Source organism: Wolbachia endosymbiont (group B) of Rhopobota naevana (assembly GCF_947250615.1).
Classification (GTDB): domain Bacteria; phylum Pseudomonadota; class Alphaproteobacteria; order Rickettsiales; family Anaplasmataceae; genus Wolbachia.
Genome location: NZ_OX366333.1, coordinates 1,206,471 through 1,224,007, shown reverse-complemented (window position 1 = coordinate 1,224,007; position 17,537 = coordinate 1,206,471). Strand labels below are relative to the sequence as shown.

Annotated in this window: 20 protein-coding genes and 2 pseudogenes; 9 read left to right on the top strand and 13 right to left on the bottom strand. The window is 34.0% G+C overall.

Annotated features, from left to right (window positions below; translation table 11 throughout):
- Positions 1-52: 52 nt before the first annotated feature.
- The gene (locus OOL01_RS05845) at positions 53-793 is read right to left on the bottom strand and encodes a DsbA family protein (protein ID WP_264375692.1); all 741 of its coding nucleotides are present in this window, start codon (positions 791-793) and stop codon (positions 53-55) included.
- A gap of 394 nt (positions 794-1,187) precedes the next feature.
- On the opposite strand from OOL01_RS05845, the gene OOL01_RS05840 reads away from it, so the two are divergent.
- The 3 genes and pseudogenes from OOL01_RS05840 to OOL01_RS05830 all read left to right on the top strand — a co-directional run.
- Positions 1,188-3,071, top strand: a complete 1,884-nt coding sequence (locus OOL01_RS05840; RefSeq protein ID WP_264686561.1) for a DUF3857 domain-containing protein — start codon at positions 1,188-1,190, stop codon at positions 3,069-3,071.
- 47 nt (positions 3,072-3,118) lie between these two features.
- Complete coding sequence (locus OOL01_RS05835; protein ID WP_264686560.1) at positions 3,119-4,606, top strand: UbiD family decarboxylase; 1,488 nt, start codon at positions 3,119-3,121, stop codon at positions 4,604-4,606.
- Between the two features lie 40 nt (positions 4,607-4,646).
- Positions 4,647-5,024 (top strand): annotated as a pseudogene (locus tag OOL01_RS05830) (phospholipase D-like domain-containing protein); the annotation flags it as partial.
- An 80-nt stretch (positions 5,025-5,104) separates the two neighbouring features.
- Here OOL01_RS05830 and ltrA read toward each other — a convergent pair.
- Together ltrA and OOL01_RS05820 are read right to left on the bottom strand one after the other, a co-directional pair.
- A complete protein-coding gene (ltrA, locus tag OOL01_RS05825; RefSeq protein WP_007302363.1) occupies positions 5,105-6,349 on the bottom strand; it encodes a group II intron reverse transcriptase/maturase in 1,245 nt (414 codons plus the stop codon).
- A 52-nt stretch (positions 6,350-6,401) separates the two neighbouring features.
- Complete coding sequence (locus OOL01_RS05820) at positions 6,402-6,542, bottom strand: hypothetical protein (protein ID WP_019078704.1); 141 nt, start codon at positions 6,540-6,542, stop codon at positions 6,402-6,404.
- Between the two features lie 330 nt (positions 6,543-6,872).
- On the opposite strand from OOL01_RS05820, the pseudogene OOL01_RS05815 reads away from it, so the two are divergent.
- Both OOL01_RS05815 and OOL01_RS05810 read left to right on the top strand, forming a co-directional pair.
- A pseudogene (locus OOL01_RS05815) lies at positions 6,873-7,022 on the top strand (phospholipase D family protein); the annotation flags it as partial.
- 84 nt (positions 7,023-7,106) lie between these two features.
- Entirely contained in the window at positions 7,107-7,649 is a 543-nt protein-coding gene (locus OOL01_RS05810) for a hypothetical protein (protein ID WP_064085547.1), read from the top strand.
- A gap of 214 nt (positions 7,650-7,863) precedes the next feature.
- Here OOL01_RS05810 and lgt read toward each other — a convergent pair whose 3' ends face one another.
- The 5 genes from lgt to OOL01_RS05785 form a co-directional block, all read right to left on the bottom strand.
- Entirely contained in the window at positions 7,864-8,655 is a 792-nt protein-coding gene (lgt, locus tag OOL01_RS05805; RefSeq protein WP_010402205.1) for a prolipoprotein diacylglyceryl transferase, read from the bottom strand.
- Between the two features lie 6 nt (positions 8,656-8,661).
- Entirely contained in the window at positions 8,662-9,111 is a 450-nt protein-coding gene (smpB, locus tag OOL01_RS05800; protein WP_007301946.1) for an SsrA-binding protein SmpB, read from the bottom strand.
- Between the two features lie 88 nt (positions 9,112-9,199).
- Positions 9,200-9,559 (bottom strand): ankyrin repeat domain-containing protein, encoded by a 360-nt coding sequence (locus OOL01_RS05795; protein ID WP_264686559.1) that lies wholly within the window; start codon positions 9,557-9,559, stop codon positions 9,200-9,202.
- Positions 9,540-9,734, bottom strand: coding sequence for an ankyrin repeat domain-containing protein (locus tag OOL01_RS05790; RefSeq protein ID WP_264686558.1), 195 nt, complete (start codon positions 9,732-9,734; stop codon positions 9,540-9,542). Before OOL01_RS05790 ends, OOL01_RS05795 begins: the two co-directional genes overlap by 20 nt.
- Before the next feature lie 18 nt (positions 9,735-9,752).
- Positions 9,753-10,115: an ankyrin repeat domain-containing protein gene (locus OOL01_RS05785; RefSeq protein WP_264686557.1), complete on the bottom strand. Its 363-nt coding sequence runs from the start codon at positions 10,113-10,115 to the stop codon at positions 9,753-9,755.
- A 103-nt stretch (positions 10,116-10,218) separates the two neighbouring features.
- On the opposite strand from OOL01_RS05785, the gene OOL01_RS05780 reads away from it, so the two are divergent.
- On the top strand, positions 10,219-10,740 hold the full coding sequence (locus OOL01_RS05780) for a Na+/H+ antiporter subunit E (protein WP_006015458.1): 522 nt from the start codon (positions 10,219-10,221) through the stop codon (positions 10,738-10,740).
- On the opposite strand, the gene OOL01_RS05775 is transcribed toward OOL01_RS05780, so the two are convergent.
- The gene (locus tag OOL01_RS05775) at positions 10,733-11,149 is read right to left on the bottom strand and encodes a hypothetical protein (RefSeq protein ID WP_007301944.1); all 417 of its coding nucleotides are present in this window, start codon (positions 11,147-11,149) and stop codon (positions 10,733-10,735) included. The two genes, OOL01_RS05780 and OOL01_RS05775, sit on opposite strands and share 8 nt — an antisense overlap.
- 266 nt (positions 11,150-11,415) lie before the next feature.
- Here OOL01_RS05775 and purN point away from each other — a divergent pair, with 266 nt between their 5' ends.
- Positions 11,416-11,982 carry a phosphoribosylglycinamide formyltransferase gene (purN, locus tag OOL01_RS05770; protein ID WP_264686556.1) on the top strand — a complete coding sequence of 189 codons (567 nt, stop codon included), beginning with the start codon at positions 11,416-11,418 and terminating at the stop codon, positions 11,980-11,982.
- Here the strand turns inward: purN and OOL01_RS05765 are convergent.
- The 4 genes from OOL01_RS05765 to ribF are packed head-to-tail and all read right to left on the bottom strand — an operon-like array spanning position 11,976 to position 16,023.
- On the bottom strand, positions 11,976-13,298 hold the full coding sequence (locus OOL01_RS05765; protein ID WP_139686396.1) for a M16 family metallopeptidase: 1,323 nt from the start codon (positions 13,296-13,298) through the stop codon (positions 11,976-11,978). The genes purN and OOL01_RS05765 overlap by 7 nt on opposite strands.
- Positions 13,285-14,613: a M16 family metallopeptidase gene (locus OOL01_RS05760; RefSeq protein ID WP_264687259.1), complete on the bottom strand. Its 1,329-nt coding sequence runs from the start codon at positions 14,611-14,613 to the stop codon at positions 13,285-13,287. Before OOL01_RS05760 ends, OOL01_RS05765 begins: the two co-directional genes overlap by 14 nt.
- Before the next feature lie 4 nt (positions 14,614-14,617).
- A complete protein-coding gene (lspA, locus tag OOL01_RS05755) occupies positions 14,618-15,094 on the bottom strand; it encodes a signal peptidase II (RefSeq protein ID WP_007301940.1) in 477 nt (158 codons plus the stop codon).
- Positions 15,091-16,023 (bottom strand): riboflavin biosynthesis protein RibF, encoded by a 933-nt coding sequence (gene ribF, locus OOL01_RS05750; RefSeq protein WP_064085258.1) that lies wholly within the window; start codon positions 16,021-16,023, stop codon positions 15,091-15,093. Before ribF ends, lspA begins: the two co-directional genes overlap by 4 nt.
- Positions 16,024-16,091: 68 nt before the next feature.
- Between ribF and OOL01_RS05745 the strand changes: the two genes are divergently transcribed.
- Together OOL01_RS05745 and OOL01_RS05740 are read left to right on the top strand one after the other, a co-directional pair.
- A complete protein-coding gene (locus OOL01_RS05745; protein WP_006015443.1) occupies positions 16,092-16,463 on the top strand; it encodes a glutaredoxin in 372 nt (123 codons plus the stop codon).
- Positions 16,464-16,558: 95 nt separating this feature from the next.
- Entirely contained in the window at positions 16,559-17,431 is an 873-nt protein-coding gene (locus OOL01_RS05740) for a hypothetical protein (protein WP_007301937.1), read from the top strand.
- The last annotated feature ends 106 nt before the right edge of the window (positions 17,432-17,537 follow it).

The following is a 17,537-nucleotide window of genomic DNA, read 5'->3' as shown; positions in this document are numbered from 1 at the left end:
AGTATATCTTAACTATACTTAAACTCTCTTATGCTGTCAAGCAGGAAATTTATTAATCTTTTAACCCATTCACTTTTTTGCGTAATATATTCAAATCAGTTTTTCCTACAAAAAGACTATCTCCTATTATCAAAAAAGGTGTACCGCCTACTCCCAACTCCCTTACTAAAAGTTTACTATTGTTTATCATGTGCTCAATTTTGTCTGCATTATTTTTCATAGAGTTATTAAAATCTTCCTCGTTAATCCCTATACTTTTTACTATATCCAATATAGTTTCGTCTGAAAATTCTCCTCTGTGATCTAGTGCAGCATAGTGAAAATCTAAGTACTTTTCTTTATCGATAAAATAAGTTGCTAAAGCACCTTTTGCTGCCTTTAAGGAGTTGTTACCAAGTATTGGAGCATCCCTAAAGATATATTTAATTTTGCCATCATTGATCAACTGTTTTATGTCATTCTTTATTGCCTTACAATAGCCACAAGAATAGTCAAAGAACCCTACAGCTATGACATTGCTATTTTCATTTCCTGAGTAAGGATAAGTGGAGTCGAATATTTCATTTTTATGCTGAGAAATTTTATTTTTGGTTGCATTAGCATAACTATTTTTAGCTGACTCTTCCTGGAGAGCTTTTAGAACTCTATCAAAATTTTTACTGATGTAATTATCCAATCTCTCACCTATATAATCATCATTTAAGTTCTGACTGCGGTGTGAAAGCCAATTGTTTATTACTGGTAAACTTGCTACTGCAAGTATAAAAATCAATAAAAATGGTATCTTAGACATATACTTACTTAAAGAATACAAATATTAAAGAAATGCTCAATGTTAAAACATTTTTATCAAGAAATGCAAACTTTATATATGTTATATCAGAGAATCTGGTGATATTAAGTAACGAAAACTTGTGTAGAATAAGGCATTTGAGAAATTTAAGCAATCCTTACCGCCGCGTATAACAATTGTAACCGCGGCGGTAAAAAAGTTGATTATTTTATAACCGCCGCATATAATGCTGACAAACACGGCGGTGAATTATATGAGCGAACCAATAATTGGTAGAGAGAAAGAAATAGCCATTCTAGAAAATAAGCTTCTTCCCTAATCAGTTGGCTGTTTGTATTGTAGGTGGAATTGTACAAGTCTAGTAAAATAATTTTTCAGTAAATGTGGTGACGTAATGAAATTTCTAAAAACTATCTTTAACTTAGCATTACTAGTATTTTTCATGTCTACTATAGCTGAAGCAAGGTGGAGCAAGTACGAAGATGCTTCTGTTGAGGTTAAGTTTTCTAATGTTAACATTAATGTTAATAGAGATGGTACCTACGAAACGGAAGTAGAACTACAAGCAAAAATACTCAAGGAATCCGGACGTGATAGGTTCTCTCTATACAGTCTTGTTTACAATGATGATAGTGCAGATTTTACTGTTTTAGAGGCTAAAACAACTTACAACGGAGAAGAATATATAGTAACTGAAGACATGATGGAGGATAAACCGCTGGCTAGCCCTAGCAAAGGTTTCGATCAGTTAAGGCAAGTAACCATCTCATTCCCTAAAATAGAAATTGGTACGGAAGTATATTTAAGATATAAGCAAGTTAACAAAAAGGTTCCCGTTGATAATTTTTATGGCTTGAGCTTTTCGTATTATGGGGATTATTTACAAGCAGAAAATACTAAAATCAATTCTGAATTGCCTCTAGAGATTAAAGTTAATGATCCAAGAAGCGTATTAGAGATTGCTGAGGAAAAAAAGGATGGTGTACATTATATAAACATTACCTTAAAGAAAGCAGTTTATGAAAACACAATAAATGAGCCACATAATGGAATATTGAATACAAAACACAACACTTGGGTATCATTGTCGAGCCTATCTAAATGGGATGATTTAGCTAAAAAATTAGCTCCTGGATATCATAGCGTCATTAATCAGCCACTTCCTGCAACTTTTATAGCTATAGCAGAATCTGCTGCCAATAAAAATACTGATGAGGAGAAAATTAATGCAGTCACTTCTTTATTGAATGAAAAAGTTCAATATATGGGAGATTGGCGCACAGTCTCAGGAAAATATTTTCCACGAGATTTAGAGAAAATTGCTGATTCTCAAGTCGGGGATTGCAAAGACTTTTCTGCTAGCACGGCTGCTATTCTGCAAAAACTTGGTTATAAAGTTCAACCTATTTTAGTTATGAGAGGAACTACTAGCACTTCTAATCCTGAAGCATTACCTAATATGGGTAATTTTAATCATGTGATGCTCAAAGTAACAAATAGAGGTGGGAAAATATATTGGATCGATCCAACTAATACCGTCAGTATGGCACAGGGTATTTTTCCAGACATTGCTGATAGGAGTGCTCTAGTACTGGATTCTGAGGAAGCAGATTACATAAAGATTCCTGCTGTACAAGGTGAAAATTCAAAAGTGATATCCCATAGTGAATTAACTATAGAAGATAATGTTGTAAATGAATATGGCCAGCTTACCGTGCAAGGGGAAGCAGCCTTAGGCTTAACAGGTGTTGGATTATATTATTCAGATGAGCAATTAAGAGATTCTGTTTTTCGTATGATTAGTGGAGTATATCTTGATGAAGAAGAAAAGAAGTTCTTAGAATTGCCTGACCTTACCTTGCGTAATGTAGAGGATCTGACAATTAAATATGAGTTCCAGCAAAAAAATAAGATTTTCAAGACAAATCTAGGGCCGGCTTTGAATTTAGGAGATAATTGGCTTAATGATGTTGTCAATACAGCTTCTGACCAAGTGTCAGACCTTTTTATTGGTGTTCCTAAAACTAAGGAAAGCCATATGATAATAAAAGATATCAAAATTAAAAATTGTGAAAATTTGAATTTTGAAATAAATTCTCCTTGGTTATATGTAAATAGGTCGTGTAAATATCAAAATGATGGAACCGAATTTAGCAATTTAATAACCATAAAGAAAAGTTTTATTACCAATGAAGAGTTAAAGACTGCTGAATATAAAAACTTAAAAAGCGAATTGGAGAATAATTTTTCTAGAGCCTCTATAATAATAAGTGAATGAGTTGTGCTGGGAAAAGCACTTCTTAAAAGGCTTAAAATTTTTAAAATATGTACAATAACTTACGCGACTTCATCAGAGCATTAGAAGAAAAAAAAGATCTAATTAGAATTAAAAAAGAAGTTTCAACTATTCTTGAAATGACAGAAATTCATCGTAGGGTTTTGTCAAACAAGGGACCAGCTATCATCTTTGAAAATGTTGTCACAGAAAATGGCAAAAATTCAATTCCCGTTTTAGTGAATTTATTTGGTACTATTGAGAGAATTGCATTCGGACTTGGTATAAATTCTGATGAATTAAGGGATCTGGGTAAACTTCTAGCATTTTTGCGATCACCTGAGCCGCCAAAAACCTTAAAAGATGCTGTGAAAATGTTTCCTCTACTAAAAGTTGTATTGTCGATGCGGAGCAAAGTTGTGAGCAAAGCCCCATGTCAAGAGCTGGTGCTAACTGGGGATAAGGTGGATCTTAGTTTGCTACCTATTCAGACATGCTGGCCAAACGAGCCTGCACCGCTTATCACTTGGCCACTTGTGGTAACAAAAGGACCAACAGCAGACAAGCAAGATAATTTCAATCTTGGAATATATCGTATGCAGGTTGTGAATAAAAAAACGACTCTCATGCGCTGGCTTGCACATCGTGGTGGTGCAGGTCACCATAAACGGTGGAAGGAGAGGGGGCAAAATATGAAGTTTCCTGCGGCTGCTGTGATTGGTAGCGATCCTGCAACGATTATTGCTGCAGTAACTCCGGTGCCGGAGACTTTATCAGAATACCAATTTGCCGGGCTGCTGCGAAAAAAACCACTTGAGCTTGTAAATTGTAAAACTATTCCTCTTCAGGTTCCAGCTCATGCTGAGATCGTTCTGGAAGGATATGTAAGTTTAGATAAGTATAGAGATGAAGGGCCATACGGAGACCATACCGGTTACTATAATGCTGTTGAACAGTTTCCTGAGTTTAACATTACTGCAATTACAATGCGCAAAGATCCAATTTATCTCAGCACTTTCACTGGCAAGCCACCAGATGAACCATCAATTCTTGGTGAAGCACTCAACGAAATTTTTGTGCCGATTCTCACCAATCAGTTTCCGGAGATAGTAGATTTTTATCTGCCTCCAGAAGGTTGTTCATATAGAATAGCGGTAGTGTCGATAAAAAAGGCTTATCCAGGGCATGCAAAAAGAATTATTATGGGCATACTCGCTTTTCTCAAACAGTTCTTATACACCAAATTTATTATAGTTGTTGATTATGATATAAATATACGTGATTGGAAAGAGGTAATGTGGGCAATGTCAACAAGAATGGACCCTGTGCGTGATACAATTACGATAGAGAATGCCCCAATTGATTATTTAGATTTTGCTTCCCCTGAAAGCGGTCTCGGAGGTAAAATAGGGTTTGATGCAACAAACAAACTTCCACCTGAAACCAAACGAGAATGGGGAAGAAAAATTGAAATGAGCGAGGAAATAATAAAGAAAGTTACAGAGAAGTGGGAGGAATATGGGTTGACAGATGATTGAGATATGATGTAGACTACCGCCGTGTATTTAGGTGTGGTTTGTGAGGCTTTTATATCTTTTATTTTTGTCGGCATGTTTTTCTCTGTATTACTATGTGGGTCCTACATTCTCGCCTTGCCCAAAAGCAACAGTTTGCTTCTCACCTGAAGAAGACTGTGCTGTACCGATAATCAGCGAGATAGACCAATCTAAAGAATCTATCTTAGTTCAAGAATATACATTTACTCTTGGAACAGTTGCAAAATCTTTGATTAACGCCAAAGAGCGTGGTGTTGATGTTAAAGTCGTCTTAGATAAATCACAACTCCATTCAAAATATAGTGTCATAAGCGAATTGTTTTCAAATGGAATACCGATTTGGATCGATAATAAGCTAAAAATTGCTCATAATAAGGTAATAATTGTTGATAATCAAAAGGAGAGTAGACCGGCGGAGCTTCCCCACCAGTCTCTCGCAGAACTGCACGGAAACCTCTCGGCTTATACAGCTCCCATTATTTAGCCTTTTGATCCTAACCCAAGTGTCCAATGATAGAAAATACTTGGAGACCTCTTTCTCACTTTTCCTAGAAATTGCTTTGCTAGTCTTCCGTGATCACGAAGTTTCTTATATTTTGTCCTGACCCATCTTATGAGGTATCTCTCTATATTTCTAAGAGATGGATACATCTCTGATTTATAAAACCTGCCATAGTACTGAAACCAGCCTCTGACTATTGGATCTATCTTCTTCGATATTTCCTCTAGTGTGGTCCATGTAATCCGATGTATTCTCCATGACTTTATGGTTTTCTTGATCTTCTTCTTGGCTTTGTTACTAATTGCAGGTAGAAATGAGATGAAATAATTCCTCATCTTATTCTTTGCTACTCTAGGTCTAAAAGTATAACCTAGAAAATCAAAGCTTTGTTTAGGAAATTGTTCTTTTCTATCATCATCCTTACTGTACACAATCTGTGTCTTTTCAGGATGTAACTTCAATTTACACTTAGCCAATCTTTCTTCAATCATTACTTTCATAAATCCTGCCTGTCTTTTAGTTCTGCAGTGCACTATCGCATCATCTACATATCTTTCAAATGGTACTGTTGGATAATTTTGTTTCATCCACATATCAAACGCATGGTGCATAAATATGCTTGAAATGATTGGGCTTATAGAACCTCCTTGCGGAACTCCTTTATCCCTTGTTACCCTACTGCCATCTGCTTGCTGAATGGGGGCTTTCATCCACCTCTCAACATACAGTATGACCCATTTGCAGTCTGTGTGTTTCTTGATAGCCTGCAGTGCTAAATCGTGGTCCAGATTGTCGAAAAATCCAGATATATCAAGATCTACCGTCCAATCATTTTTCCAACATCTCTTCCGTGCTGTGTATACCGCATCCAGCGCAGACTTATTTGGTCTATAACCATATGAATCTTCGTGAAATTTCGGTTCTACTAACGGCTCAAGATACATTGTAGCTGCTGTTTGCGCTATTCTGTCGAATACTGAAGGCACACATAAAATTCTTTGCCCTCCTGTATCTTTTGGTATCGCAACAGCTTTTACCGGCTCTGGAAAATAACTTCCGGATGACATCCGATTCCATAATTTGTATAGATTATCCTTTAGATTTTCTTCAAACTTTGTTATCGAGACCTCATCTACACCTGCTGCACCTTTATTTTTCGATACTTGTTTATAAGCTCTCCAAATAAGTTGCTTCGGTATATCAAAAGACTTTGTTTTATTCATTGACTCCTCCCTTTCGGTTGATAAATAATTAAAACTAAATAACTTAGCCCCTTCACTCCATTTCCATTACAGAAACTTCTTCGCTACTACGAGCTAATCCGCCCCTGTTTTTCGCATCGGTACTCTCATCCTCAGAGATCAGCTCTTTGGACTTCTCCCTTTTCATCGAAACGACAGGTTCCCGTAGTTCCATGCAATAGCCTAAAATAGATTCACGCCACTTTTATGCCGGACGCCACCTACCCAGTAAACAAGCTCCCAGTAGATTCATCCCAGGTTAACGACTACCCCCTGGTTTTGACGTCGTCTCTACGCTTTCGACACTTCATCAGTGGTTCACTTGCGTTCGTCTCTCTATTTCATACATGACACATAATTGTGCCTTTTCCATAACGCTCACTACCTTAGCTCTTTACCAAAGCAGCTTATGGCTGTTTGAAGCCTGCTCTTGCAAACCGGCTCCGAGGGGCCCTCCCTCATCTACTGCACAGCTTCAACACTTTCCGTGTTTCTACGGCGCACAGTCATCACAGGATCGTTTAACCTCAGTAAGACAGCTGAAAAGGGAAACGCTGAAAATTTATTAATTATTGAAAATTATCCTGAATTAGTCCAGCAGTATGTGAAGAACTGGGAAATACGAATGTCACAATCCTATCAATATGCTCCCTAGATACTTGATATCAAAAAAAGTCTTTTTATTGATAGATTTAATTTCTTGTGATATAATAAATTAAAAGGTTTTAAGGGGTAGGTAATGGATTACATAAATGATGCTGCTGATAGTTACGCTGCCATTCATGATTTTTTTCAAAATAATGGTGTTGGAGATTACAAAGTTCAATGCAATTATGGTGGTGTACCGTATGCTACTGACGAATATGTACATTCTGGAGACAAATTTTGGAGCAATAATTTTATAGACTCACATTTTGGAAGGGAAATAAAAATGTATCCTCAAAGTGAGCTTTTAGCTAAAGAGTATGCTGGTAATACACTACCGGTTTCAATATCACTAGACAAGGATCTAATAAAAATAAAAGAATGTCAGAAAAAAACTAAATTTGTAGAACTAGAAGGGGAATCAGGTGATATAGTATATGATAAGCAAAAGCATATAAAGTGCTACACGACAAAGTTATCATATGACGATGTTTCTGTTCATAATAAAAACGAAGTTTCAATACTGAATATTAGATATGATATGCCAAATGATCTGAGATACAGTTTAAACATAGCCTTTACAAAGGTTAATGATAATCAACCAGGTTTTTGGCAAAAATTTAAAAATATGTTTTAATAAAGTAGCTTCTCAATCAGGAACATTCTGGTGGAAAATGAATATCTACTTAGTAATGAATTTGGTCAGTAGCTACTAAGTTTTTCTTATAGCTATACAACGAAGGTTTGCTGGTCTTACATTTATTCTCTGCAAGACAAAAAATTCACATAATTGTACATAGTATGGAATAAATAAACTTCCACTATATTTTTCGATTAAACTTACCTTTTCTCTATTGAACAGATTTCGTATTAAATCTTAAGCTCAACGCACCTAAATATATAAGCATTCCCAGCAAAATCATAGGTATAGAAAGAAATTGTCCCATAGTTAAATTGAACCATAAATAGCCAATTTGATAGTCTGGCTCGCGGAAAAATTCAACCACAAAACGTGCTATTCCATACCACATAACTGCAATACCAGTTGTTGCACCGTAATACAGTTTCACTCTAGTCAAGAAAAACAGTGAATTTGCAACTACAAAAAGTAGCGCTCCTTCAAAAAATGCCTCATAAAGTTGGCTTGGATGGCGCAATAAATTATCACCATTTTCTGGAAATACCATACCCCACGGCATATTTGTAACCCTGCCAAATAACTCTCCATTTATAAAATTACCTATGCGGCCTAGAAGTAAACCTATCGGAACTCCACAAGAAATTAGATCCAGTGTGTAAAATATAGGAATGTTATGTCTTCTACAGGAGATTATTACTGCAAGCAAAACTCCTATAGCACCTCCATGAAATGACATACCTCCTTCCCAGGTCTTTAGTATTTCGATAGGATTGCTTATATAGAGAACTGGATCATATATCAATACGTACCCAAGCCTACCTCCAAGGATAATGCCTATAATAACGGCTGTTAATAACGAATCGTAAAAATTCTTAGTAAATATTTTTTGATTGTCTAGCTTATGTAAATACCAATATGCAAAAACTATACCCAAAACATATGCTAAAGAGTACCAATATATAGAAACAGGACCGATGCTAAAAATAACTGGACTTAAAGACATATTTTACTACAAATTATTCTTAGACAATCTACTTTTCTCACGTTCCCACTCTCTCTGCTTTATGGTTGCTCTCTTATCATAGAGTTTTTTTCCTTTCACAATGGCAATTTTAGTTTTTGCCAACCCTTTATCATTAAAATAGATAGAAAGTGGCACAACAGTTATTCCAGAGGTTTTGATTTGACCAATTAGCTTATTTATCTCTTTTTTATGCAAAAGCAATTTTCGTTCTCTTTTTGGCTTGTGATTCTTTTGGTTTGCAGCTTTATACTCTGCGATATGCATATTGTTTAGCCATATTTCACCTTTTTTTTCAGTAACGTAAGCATCAGAAATGTTTGCTTTTCTTTCCCTTAGTGATTTCACTTCACTACTTAAGAGGATCATACCTGCTTCAAATTCTTCTAAGATAAAGTATTCAAACCTTGCTTTTCTATTTTCTGCAATAACTTCCATATCTAAAGATATCTTTAAGCTTCAATATATTACAGAACTTTTGGTTTAATTCATAACAAAACAATTATCTCAGTAAATGCAAGTTTGGTTAAAAAAGCTCCAATCTTCCTGCAAGTGTAATTTGTTCCACTCTTCCTACTGCCATTTCAGCCCTAGGACTAGCATTACCTGACAAAGAACTTATCACATCTTTGCAGCCCCATTCAATAGCAAAGTGTAAAGGAGCATATCTATTATTGTTCTGTTTACTAACATATGCCCCACTTTCAATTAAAATATCTCTTATACTTTCATGATCGCTAGCAAAATGCAAAGGAGTGCGTCCACAACTATCCCACACATTAACACATGCTCCATGTTCAATCAGAGTTCTTACTATGTTTTCATTATCACTTTCAGCAGCAAAATGCAAGGGAGTGCTTCTATAATTATCCCACGCATCGAACATATGCTCCGTGTTCAATTAGAGCTATTACTATGTTCTCATAGCCACTCTTAGTAGCAAAATGTAGAGGAGTGTGTCCATCATTGTTCTGCGCGTTAACATCTGCTCCACATGCAATTAGAGCTCTTACTACACTTTCATTCCCACCTTCGGCAGCAAGATGTAAAGGTGTATACATACATCATTGTCCCACGCATTAAACATTTGCTCCACTTTCAATTAAAATATCTAATATGCCTTTGTGGTTCCATTCAGCAGCAAAATGTAAAGGAGTGCATCCATCGCTGTCCCATGCATCAACATATGCTCCATATTCAATTAGAGCTATTACTATGTTCTCATAGCCACTCTTAGCAGCAAAATGCAACAATGTAGTTTCTACAGGATCTAGATCACTATGTGTAGTGAATATATGATTGATATTAAATCCACTATCTTCCCACCTCCGTAAATCAATTCTTTCTAATTTTATTTTTATTCGTTCAACTATGTTGTTCTTGCTTAAACCTGAAGTATCATTTATTTCTTCAAGCATTTTTAGAAAATCATCAAGCGTCATAATCTCCACTACTTATTAAAATAACTTGGTTATTATGTTCTTTGACACAAAAATCAAGAACTTTTTATTTTCCTAAAAAATCATTTAAGTTATACTCCAAATCATGAAAGTCAGGCAAAATATTAAGTTTTTTTCTCTATCATTTGTGATTTTGTCTTCTCTATGGATTACATTGTCTGGTTATTTTGAGCCTTTTTTTATTCTCTGTGGAGTATTTTCTTCTGTGTTCACATTGATTATCTTTAAAAGGTTAATTGATGCTGAAAGTGCCCTTAGTCAAATTCTAAATGATAGTGGTAGGCTGTCACTTTATCAGCTTATAAGTTATATACCTTGGCTAATTTACCAAATTATTTTTTCAAGTATTTATGTAACAAAAAAGGTGCTACGATTCAAATCTACAGTTGAGCCAATTGTTATTGTAAGAGAATGCATAGGACATAATGATAAGACCATTGCATTATTTGCTAACTCGGTTACGATTACTCCTGGAACTTTAACTATCAATGTTGAAAAGAAGCAGAAAACATATTTATCTACCATATGTTTGATAGATAAAGATCTTGAAAGTGGCATTTCTGAAATAGAAGGTAAAGTCTTAAAAATGCTACACCTAGTTAAGTAATTGCTTTAAATAAGTTAACAGCGTCTCTGTATTCTCTTCTTAGGCTTTCAAGCATTTCTTTTGGAAGGCTATCAATAACAGTAGAACATAAATAATTGTACAAATCTTCTAGCCTTGATATGTTATTTTTCTTCTTGCTGTTGAATTTGTACGGAAAAATGCCCTCCATAATTTCAATATCAACAACCTTATTTAAAAATGCATTTTCACTTGTTATGCTTATTCTTGTAAGTATAGTATTAATTTCAGGTTCATTACTCGTATAAATATCTGATAATTCTGCCATTTTAATGACGTATAAAGTTACTACTTTTGATAAACAATTATCAGAATATTCACAATTTTTTATTACCTCCCACTGAGTAACCTGAGACTTGCTTGTTTTTGCATTGCTTGGTAATTTATTCATTGAATTTTCTCCATTTAATTCAGTGTAGTAAATTATACTAATACTTTGTTAAATAAATAATAACGCAGCCATAAAAATATGCATTTATTTACCATAAATTATATAATATTCCTAAAATTAAATGTTAAAGTTACTTCAAACTGAATGATTTCTTTAATTCCATGTTATCCAGCAGTGTAAAATATTGCTACACAATAGTATTTATTCTAAAATAAACTTTCCTTTTGAGCTATTTTATTAATATCCATTCTTACGGCTGCACTAAAATGAAAAAGATAAAACTCGGAATACTAATTTCAGGTAGAGGATCAAACATGCAGGCTTTAATAGAAGCATGTCAAGATCAGAATTTCCCTGCTGAAACTGTGTGTGTTATCACAAATAATAGTGAAGCTGGAGGCCTTAAAATAGCAAAGCAAGAAGGAGTTTCAGCGTTTGTTGTTGAAGATAAGCCACTTGATACTGATAAAATTCATGAAATACTTGTTCAACATAAGGTTGATTTAATTTGCCTTGCAGGGTTTATGAGAATTATAAAGGCCAATTTCCTGAATAAATGGCATAACAAAGTTATAAATATTCATCCCTCTTTACTTCCGTCATTTAAGGGCCTAAATGCTCAGGAGCAAGCTCTGAAAGCGGGTGTAAAAATTACAGGATGTACTGTGCATTATGTTACTCCTGAAATTGATGCTGGAGCCATAATCGCTCAAGCTACTGTTCCAGTGTTACCAAATGATGATGTTCACAGTCTCTCAGAGCGCATTCTAGCTGAAGAGCATAAGTGTTATGTAAAAGCAGTAAGATCAATAGTAGAAGGTATTAACTATTGACCTTGAGCGTTTCTTCCAACTTCAACAAAAAATAAATTTTCAGGATTCAGTAAAGAACTTGCCAGCTTGTTTACTTTTTCCAATTGAACATCATTAATGATATTTGCATAATTATTTATATGGTTAATATCACGATCATCTATCTGCATACTATCCAGTAACGTTGCTGTATTCGCATTATTGGATAGAAAAGAGAAGATAAGGTTATTTACTAAACTGGTTTTTGCATCCTTGAATAATTGTTCGTCAATTCCTTCCTCTTTTATTCTGCTAAATGTATCTTTTACTGCTGATATAGCTTTGCTAGCAGTGGAACTATCAGTACTCATAAATCCAGATATAATATTTCCATGCTTATTAGGAACATTACGTGCACTAACACCATAAGTAATACCTAGATTTTGTCTCAACTCTTTCATCAGTATTGAGTTTAGACTCATACCACCAAGCGCATTAATCAAAACACTAGCATTATAGTAATTAGGGTCTTCATATGCTATGCCTTTTTGAGCAAAAAGTATTACACTCTGTGGTATATCCATAAAAACGCTCTTACTTTCTGCAGGCCCAAATTCATTTTTTACAGATACCTTCCTAACTTTCGATCTTTTTGATGGTAACTTAGATAAATATTTATCGAGCAGCGTACTAACTTCTTCTTTTGTTGCACAACCAACAATACTAATAACGATATTATCCTTAGTAAAACTACGCTTTATGTATGTTAAAACATCGTCTCTAGTAATGTTCATTATAGTGTCTAGAGTTCCATATGGATCTCTTGAGTAAGGATGTTTTTTGAACAACAATGTATCTAACTCTTTTGCAGCAATAAAATAAGGGTCTTTTTCAAAATTATTAAAGTTTACTTTGACTTTTTCGAATACTCTATTTAACCCCTCAGGATCAACTTTAGGGCGCATTATAGCATCACTCAGTAGTGAAATTGCATCCTCTAGATTCTCAGATAAAGTGTTTAATGAAACCCTAAATGCTTCTAAACCAGCAGTAAAATTTAAACTAATTCCTTTATCCTCAAGCTTTTTCGCAAAATCTTTGGCATCATTTTTTCCTGCTCCTTCTTGAATTACAAGAGAAGTAAACCAAGCAAGCCCCTGCTTTTCTGCACTTTCATACACACAACCTGCATCTTTGAATGATATATTAAGTGAAACTTTTGGTAGATCATGGTTTTCAACAAATAAAAACTTAAATCCTTTATTAGTAGTAACCTCCTCTATATTTAAGTGACTGCTTGCTTGCAAATTAAAGCCTAGACAGAAAAAAAATAGAAATACATATTTACTTATCTTCATTATTACCTCCTTTTGGTAGCAAACGACCAACTAATTTATTAGTAGAAAAGATAGTGTGAACTTTATTATTTACATCCTCTAGATTGACATCATTAATTTTGCTATATGAAATGTCTATTTCATCAAGTGGAATACCTAGTGCTAGACGTGGTATATAAAACATTGCTATATTAGTTAAATCAGATAGATTATCAAGCTGTGCTGCTTTGTATTTAGACTTTGTACTTTGCAACTCTTCACTTGTTATTCCTTCAGAGTTAAAGTGATTAATAGAATTTTCTAACTCTCTTGCAACAGCATCCAAATTCACCCCGCTTTTTGGAGTTACCCGAATCTCAATGTAACCATTACTAAAAGCTAAGCTATTATAATAAGCAAACACTTCTACTGCTACATTCTTATCTAGAACTAAATCTTTATATAGCTTACTAGACTTGCCATTCCCCAAAACATCAACTGCCAAATCAACAGGAAAAGTTTCACTTATTTGCTCAAATAAAGGAACACTATAGCGAAAGTATAAAACTGGCTCTTTTACTTCAGTGCTTTCTAAAATTACCGATATATCTGCATTATGTATTGAATCTTGGTTCGGATAATGCTTAACTACAGGCTCAGCTTTAATTGCACCATATTTTTCCTTTGCTAATCCCGCTACTTCTTCAAATTCTACATCACCAACAACGAGCAGTATAGCATTACCTGGATGATAATAGTTATCATGAAACCTTGTTATGTCATCTTGATTGTAAGTTTTAATATCGCTCTCCCAACCAATAACAGACCTACCATAGCCATTACGATAAAATGCACTGTTCATTTCCTCCCATAGTAAAGCTTCAGGATTATTATCAAATCTCATCTTTCTTTCTTCTAATACGATATTTTTTTCTCTATCTATTTTGTCTTGAGTAACATCAAAATTGCCCATTCTATCTGCTTCAATTTCCATTGCTAGTGGTAAATCTTTTTTGAGAACTAATTCGTAGTAGCAGGTGTATTCTTTAGTGGTAAAAGCATTAAATTGGGCCCCAATGCTGCCCAAAGTGGATTCTATGTCTTTAAATTTTCCTGTAGTTTCAAACATTAAGTGTTCAAAGTAGTGAGCCAAGCCTGCTTTGCCAATTGGGTCATCCATTCCCCCAACTTTATATATTATTGCATGAAAAACAGCTGGAATTCGGTGATTAGGTACTACATAAACATCCAATCCGTTACTGAGCTTAGCATGCTTTATGATTTCAGCTTCCAAAGAAATCGGACAAATGAAAAAAAACACAGATAGTATAAAAAAACTAAAGAATTTGCGAAGCATTATTTCATTCCTCATTTTGCTTAGAGATAGACCTATCATATATATACCACTTATATAACAATGTACACATTCCACAAACTATAGATAGATCTGCTAAATTAAAGGCTGGCCAATACCAATCATTGATATGAAAATATATGAAGTCATATACAGCTCCCCAATAGATTCTATCAATTACATTTCCGATCGCTCCACCAATCATCAGAGAAAAACTAAGGTAAATTGACTTATCATTAGATTTATATATCAAGTATGCAAGTATACCAATTATTAATATTGAACATGCTGAAAAAAAGAAGCTGCCATGCGGCAGAGTACTACACATTCCAAAGCTAATTCCTGAATTCCAAACTTCAACTAATTTCATAAAACTAGTAATCTCGATTGACTCCCCCTCATCAATCAAAGAGTTTATATACAATTTACTTGTTTGATCGAATGATACTATAATCAATATAATAACTAAACATATCCTTTTCATAAATTTATCTTTAACTGGTAAGCCTTCATTATATCACGATCTATCTGTTTTGTTAACTCGTTAATACTATGGAATTTTTTTTCTGCCCTAATAAATTTTAAAAGTTGTATATCAACCTTAAAATTGTATACATTTTCGTTGAAGTCAAATATATGCATTTCTACTATAGGTTTTTTTAAGTCCTTAAATGTAGGTCTCATACCAATGTTGACTACTCCATATAGCCAACTTGAACTATTTTCAGAAAATGCAACTTTGGCGTAATATGTACCAAACTTAGGTTTTATCATGTAATCTTCTATCGGAATGTTTATGGTTGGAAACCCTATTTCTCTACCTCTACATGCACCTTTTGTTACAATACCAGAAACTTGATAAGACCTACCAAGCAATTTATTAGCAATTTCTATTTCTCCTTTTTGTAAACACTCCCTGATTGAGGAAGAAGAGCAAATTTTTCTATCGATTATCAATGGCTCTAATTTAGTTAAAGAATATTCATACATCTGAGAATATTTTTCTAGAGTTAATATGTTACCCAATCGTTTGTGACCAAAAGTACAACTTTCTCCAACAGTTATATGTTTAGCACCATACTTCTTTACCAAAATCTTACCAATAAAGTCATCGCAGCTAACCTCAGAAAAACCTCTACTAAAATTAATAATATACAAGTAATCTATACCATAGCTGCTGATTAGTTCCTTTTTTTGTTCTTGATCTATTAACCTAAAATTGTTCCTACTAAATAAAACAGTTGATGGGTGAGGCTCAAAAGTTAAAACTGCAGAGGGTAATCCTCTTTCTTGTGCTACATTCTTTAGATTGGAAATTGCAAACTTATGTCCTAAATGAACGCCATCGAAATTTCCGAAAGTTAGTGCCACATTATCTTTTATCCCTTGCTCACAGTTGTAAATAATTTTCATACAATTTGATATTTTATATATATTTTTTATATATAATAGTTGTATTTTATAAACTATGGAGATAAATCGTGAAAAACACTAAAGGAAAAGTTGTAATATATGTGAAGAAGTACTGCCCATTCTGCAAGAAAGCAAAAGAGTTATTGGATGAAAAAGGTGTGAAATACGAAGAAATTGATGTACTTAGAAACTCGGATTTGTTTGACGGTATAAAATCAAAATATAACGTCAGGACAGTTCCACAAATTTTTATTACTGATGAAAATGGTGATTATGTACATCATATTGCTGGATGTGACAAATTGATGGATCTTGAAAAAGAAGGAAAGTTGGATAATATGTTAAATAACAATGAAGATAGCATTAATGCAACAGCTTACACAAGCGGCAGTGATGAACACGAGGGATGTAATATAATACATAATGAAGATTTTATGTGATTTTTTTGTCTTACTGTTGCTGGCATACCCACTTTAAACAATTTTTAATGAATTAAAAATACAATTCATCTAGTGAGTTTTTTTAGTGGGAAAAAATGATAAAAAATATTATAATTGTTAGCAAAAACTTAATTAGTATTGAATTAATTAACAAACAAGATTTAGAGAGTTTCATCAAGATTTTCACAGTGCTTGATAAGCATATAGCAGCTAAAACTCTTTTTACAGAAGAAGTGACAATAGAGTATAAACAACACAATTGCATAGAAGTTGTTGAATTGATAAAAGATACAGGTTTTACATATCATGATGTTGAGAATGTGTTAAATCACCTAAGTAATCATGGAATGAAAGTACCAAGTAGCGTTATAGCAAGCACCCTTTCTTCTTCATACAATCACGCACTTGAGTCTAAGGATGTAGCATTTGCCTGTTCTAAAGGGTTGCCACAATTTTACATCAGGGTAAATAAGAATACCTTTATAATGACTCCTATAAGTGAAGAGAATCTGGAATTGAATTCGCAAAATAGCAAAATGCTTATAGAGTCATTAAAGAGCGAAAAAAGCACTTATGATTGCATAGTGGAAGAAAATATCATCAAAGTTATAGTGCATTCTGAAATACATCAGGCTATAAACTCGATTATAAAATCACTGATAAAGTCTTGCCTTTTAGCAAGAGATGAAGAAGAAAAATTCAAAGAGAAATTGAGACAACTTGCTTTTAAAGATCAAGCTTTCGTTGAGTATTCTAGCATCAAAACCATTCATAGATATCCGAATAACCATCCTCTGAGAAAGCATGAAAGTGTTATTAAAGATATAGAAAATATTTTATGTGATTTCATAATAAATGAGAACAGCGGGTTTGCTATAGAGCGGTTAAATAGACTGGGCTCAGAAGTCTCTCCAAATACTCCAAGAATCATCACTAAAACTATAGATAAGCTTGTTAAGTTTCACTAAAATGTTGTTGGAATGGTTTTAGCCAATGTCTACATATATCTGATTTTTACTGATTGAGTGGAGCAATTGAGCTGCTCTCTGTCATCCCAGCGTTTAACACTGGGAT

Excerpts from the sequence above, each read along its gene's own strand:
- OOL01_RS05845 (WP_264375692.1), bottom strand. The coding sequence starts at position 793 with ATGTCTAAGATACCATTTTTATTGATTTTTATACTTGCAGTAGCAAGT.
- OOL01_RS05840 (WP_264686561.1), top strand. The coding sequence starts at position 1,188 with ATGAAATTTCTAAAAACTATCTTTAACTTAGCATTACTAGTATTTTTC.
- OOL01_RS05835 (WP_264686560.1), top strand. The coding sequence starts at position 3,119 with ATGTACAATAACTTACGCGACTTCATCAGAGCATTAGAAGAAAAAAAA.
- ltrA (WP_007302363.1), bottom strand. The coding sequence starts at position 6,349 with ATGAATAAAACAAAGTCTTTTGATATACCGAAGCAACTTATTTGGAGA.
- OOL01_RS05820 (WP_019078704.1), bottom strand. The coding sequence starts at position 6,542 with ATGGAACTACGGGAACCTGTCGTTTCGATGAAAAGGGAGAAGTCCAAA.
- OOL01_RS05810 (WP_064085547.1), top strand. The coding sequence starts at position 7,107 with ATGGATTACATAAATGATGCTGCTGATAGTTACGCTGCCATTCATGAT.
- lgt (WP_010402205.1), bottom strand. The coding sequence starts at position 8,655 with ATGTCTTTAAGTCCAGTTATTTTTAGCATCGGTCCTGTTTCTATATAT.
- smpB (WP_007301946.1), bottom strand. The coding sequence starts at position 9,111 with ATGGAAGTTATTGCAGAAAATAGAAAAGCAAGGTTTGAATACTTTATC.
- OOL01_RS05795 (WP_264686559.1), bottom strand. The coding sequence starts at position 9,559 with ATGTTCGATGCGTGGGATAATTATAGAAGCACTCCCTTGCATTTTGCT.
- OOL01_RS05790 (WP_264686558.1), bottom strand. The coding sequence starts at position 9,734 with ATGTATACACCTTTACATCTTGCTGCCGAAGGTGGGAATGAAAGTGTA.
- OOL01_RS05785 (WP_264686557.1), bottom strand. The coding sequence starts at position 10,115 with ATGACGCTTGATGATTTTCTAAAAATGCTTGAAGAAATAAATGATACT.
- OOL01_RS05780 (WP_006015458.1), top strand. The coding sequence starts at position 10,219 with ATGAAAGTCAGGCAAAATATTAAGTTTTTTTCTCTATCATTTGTGATT.
- OOL01_RS05775 (WP_007301944.1), bottom strand. The coding sequence starts at position 11,149 with ATGAATAAATTACCAAGCAATGCAAAAACAAGCAAGTCTCAGGTTACT.
- purN (WP_264686556.1), top strand. The coding sequence starts at position 11,416 with ATGAAAAAGATAAAACTCGGAATACTAATTTCAGGTAGAGGATCAAAC.
- OOL01_RS05765 (WP_139686396.1), bottom strand. The coding sequence starts at position 13,298 with ATGAAGATAAGTAAATATGTATTTCTATTTTTTTTCTGTCTAGGCTTT.
- OOL01_RS05760 (WP_264687259.1), bottom strand. The coding sequence starts at position 14,613 with ATGCTTCGCAAATTCTTTAGTTTTTTTATACTATCTGTGTTTTTTTTC.
- lspA (WP_007301940.1), bottom strand. The coding sequence starts at position 15,094 with ATGAAAAGGATATGTTTAGTTATTATATTGATTATAGTATCATTCGAT.
- ribF (WP_064085258.1), bottom strand. The coding sequence starts at position 16,023 with ATGAAAATTATTTACAACTGTGAGCAAGGGATAAAAGATAATGTGGCA.
- OOL01_RS05740 (WP_007301937.1), top strand. The coding sequence starts at position 16,559 with ATGATAAAAAATATTATAATTGTTAGCAAAAACTTAATTAGTATTGAA.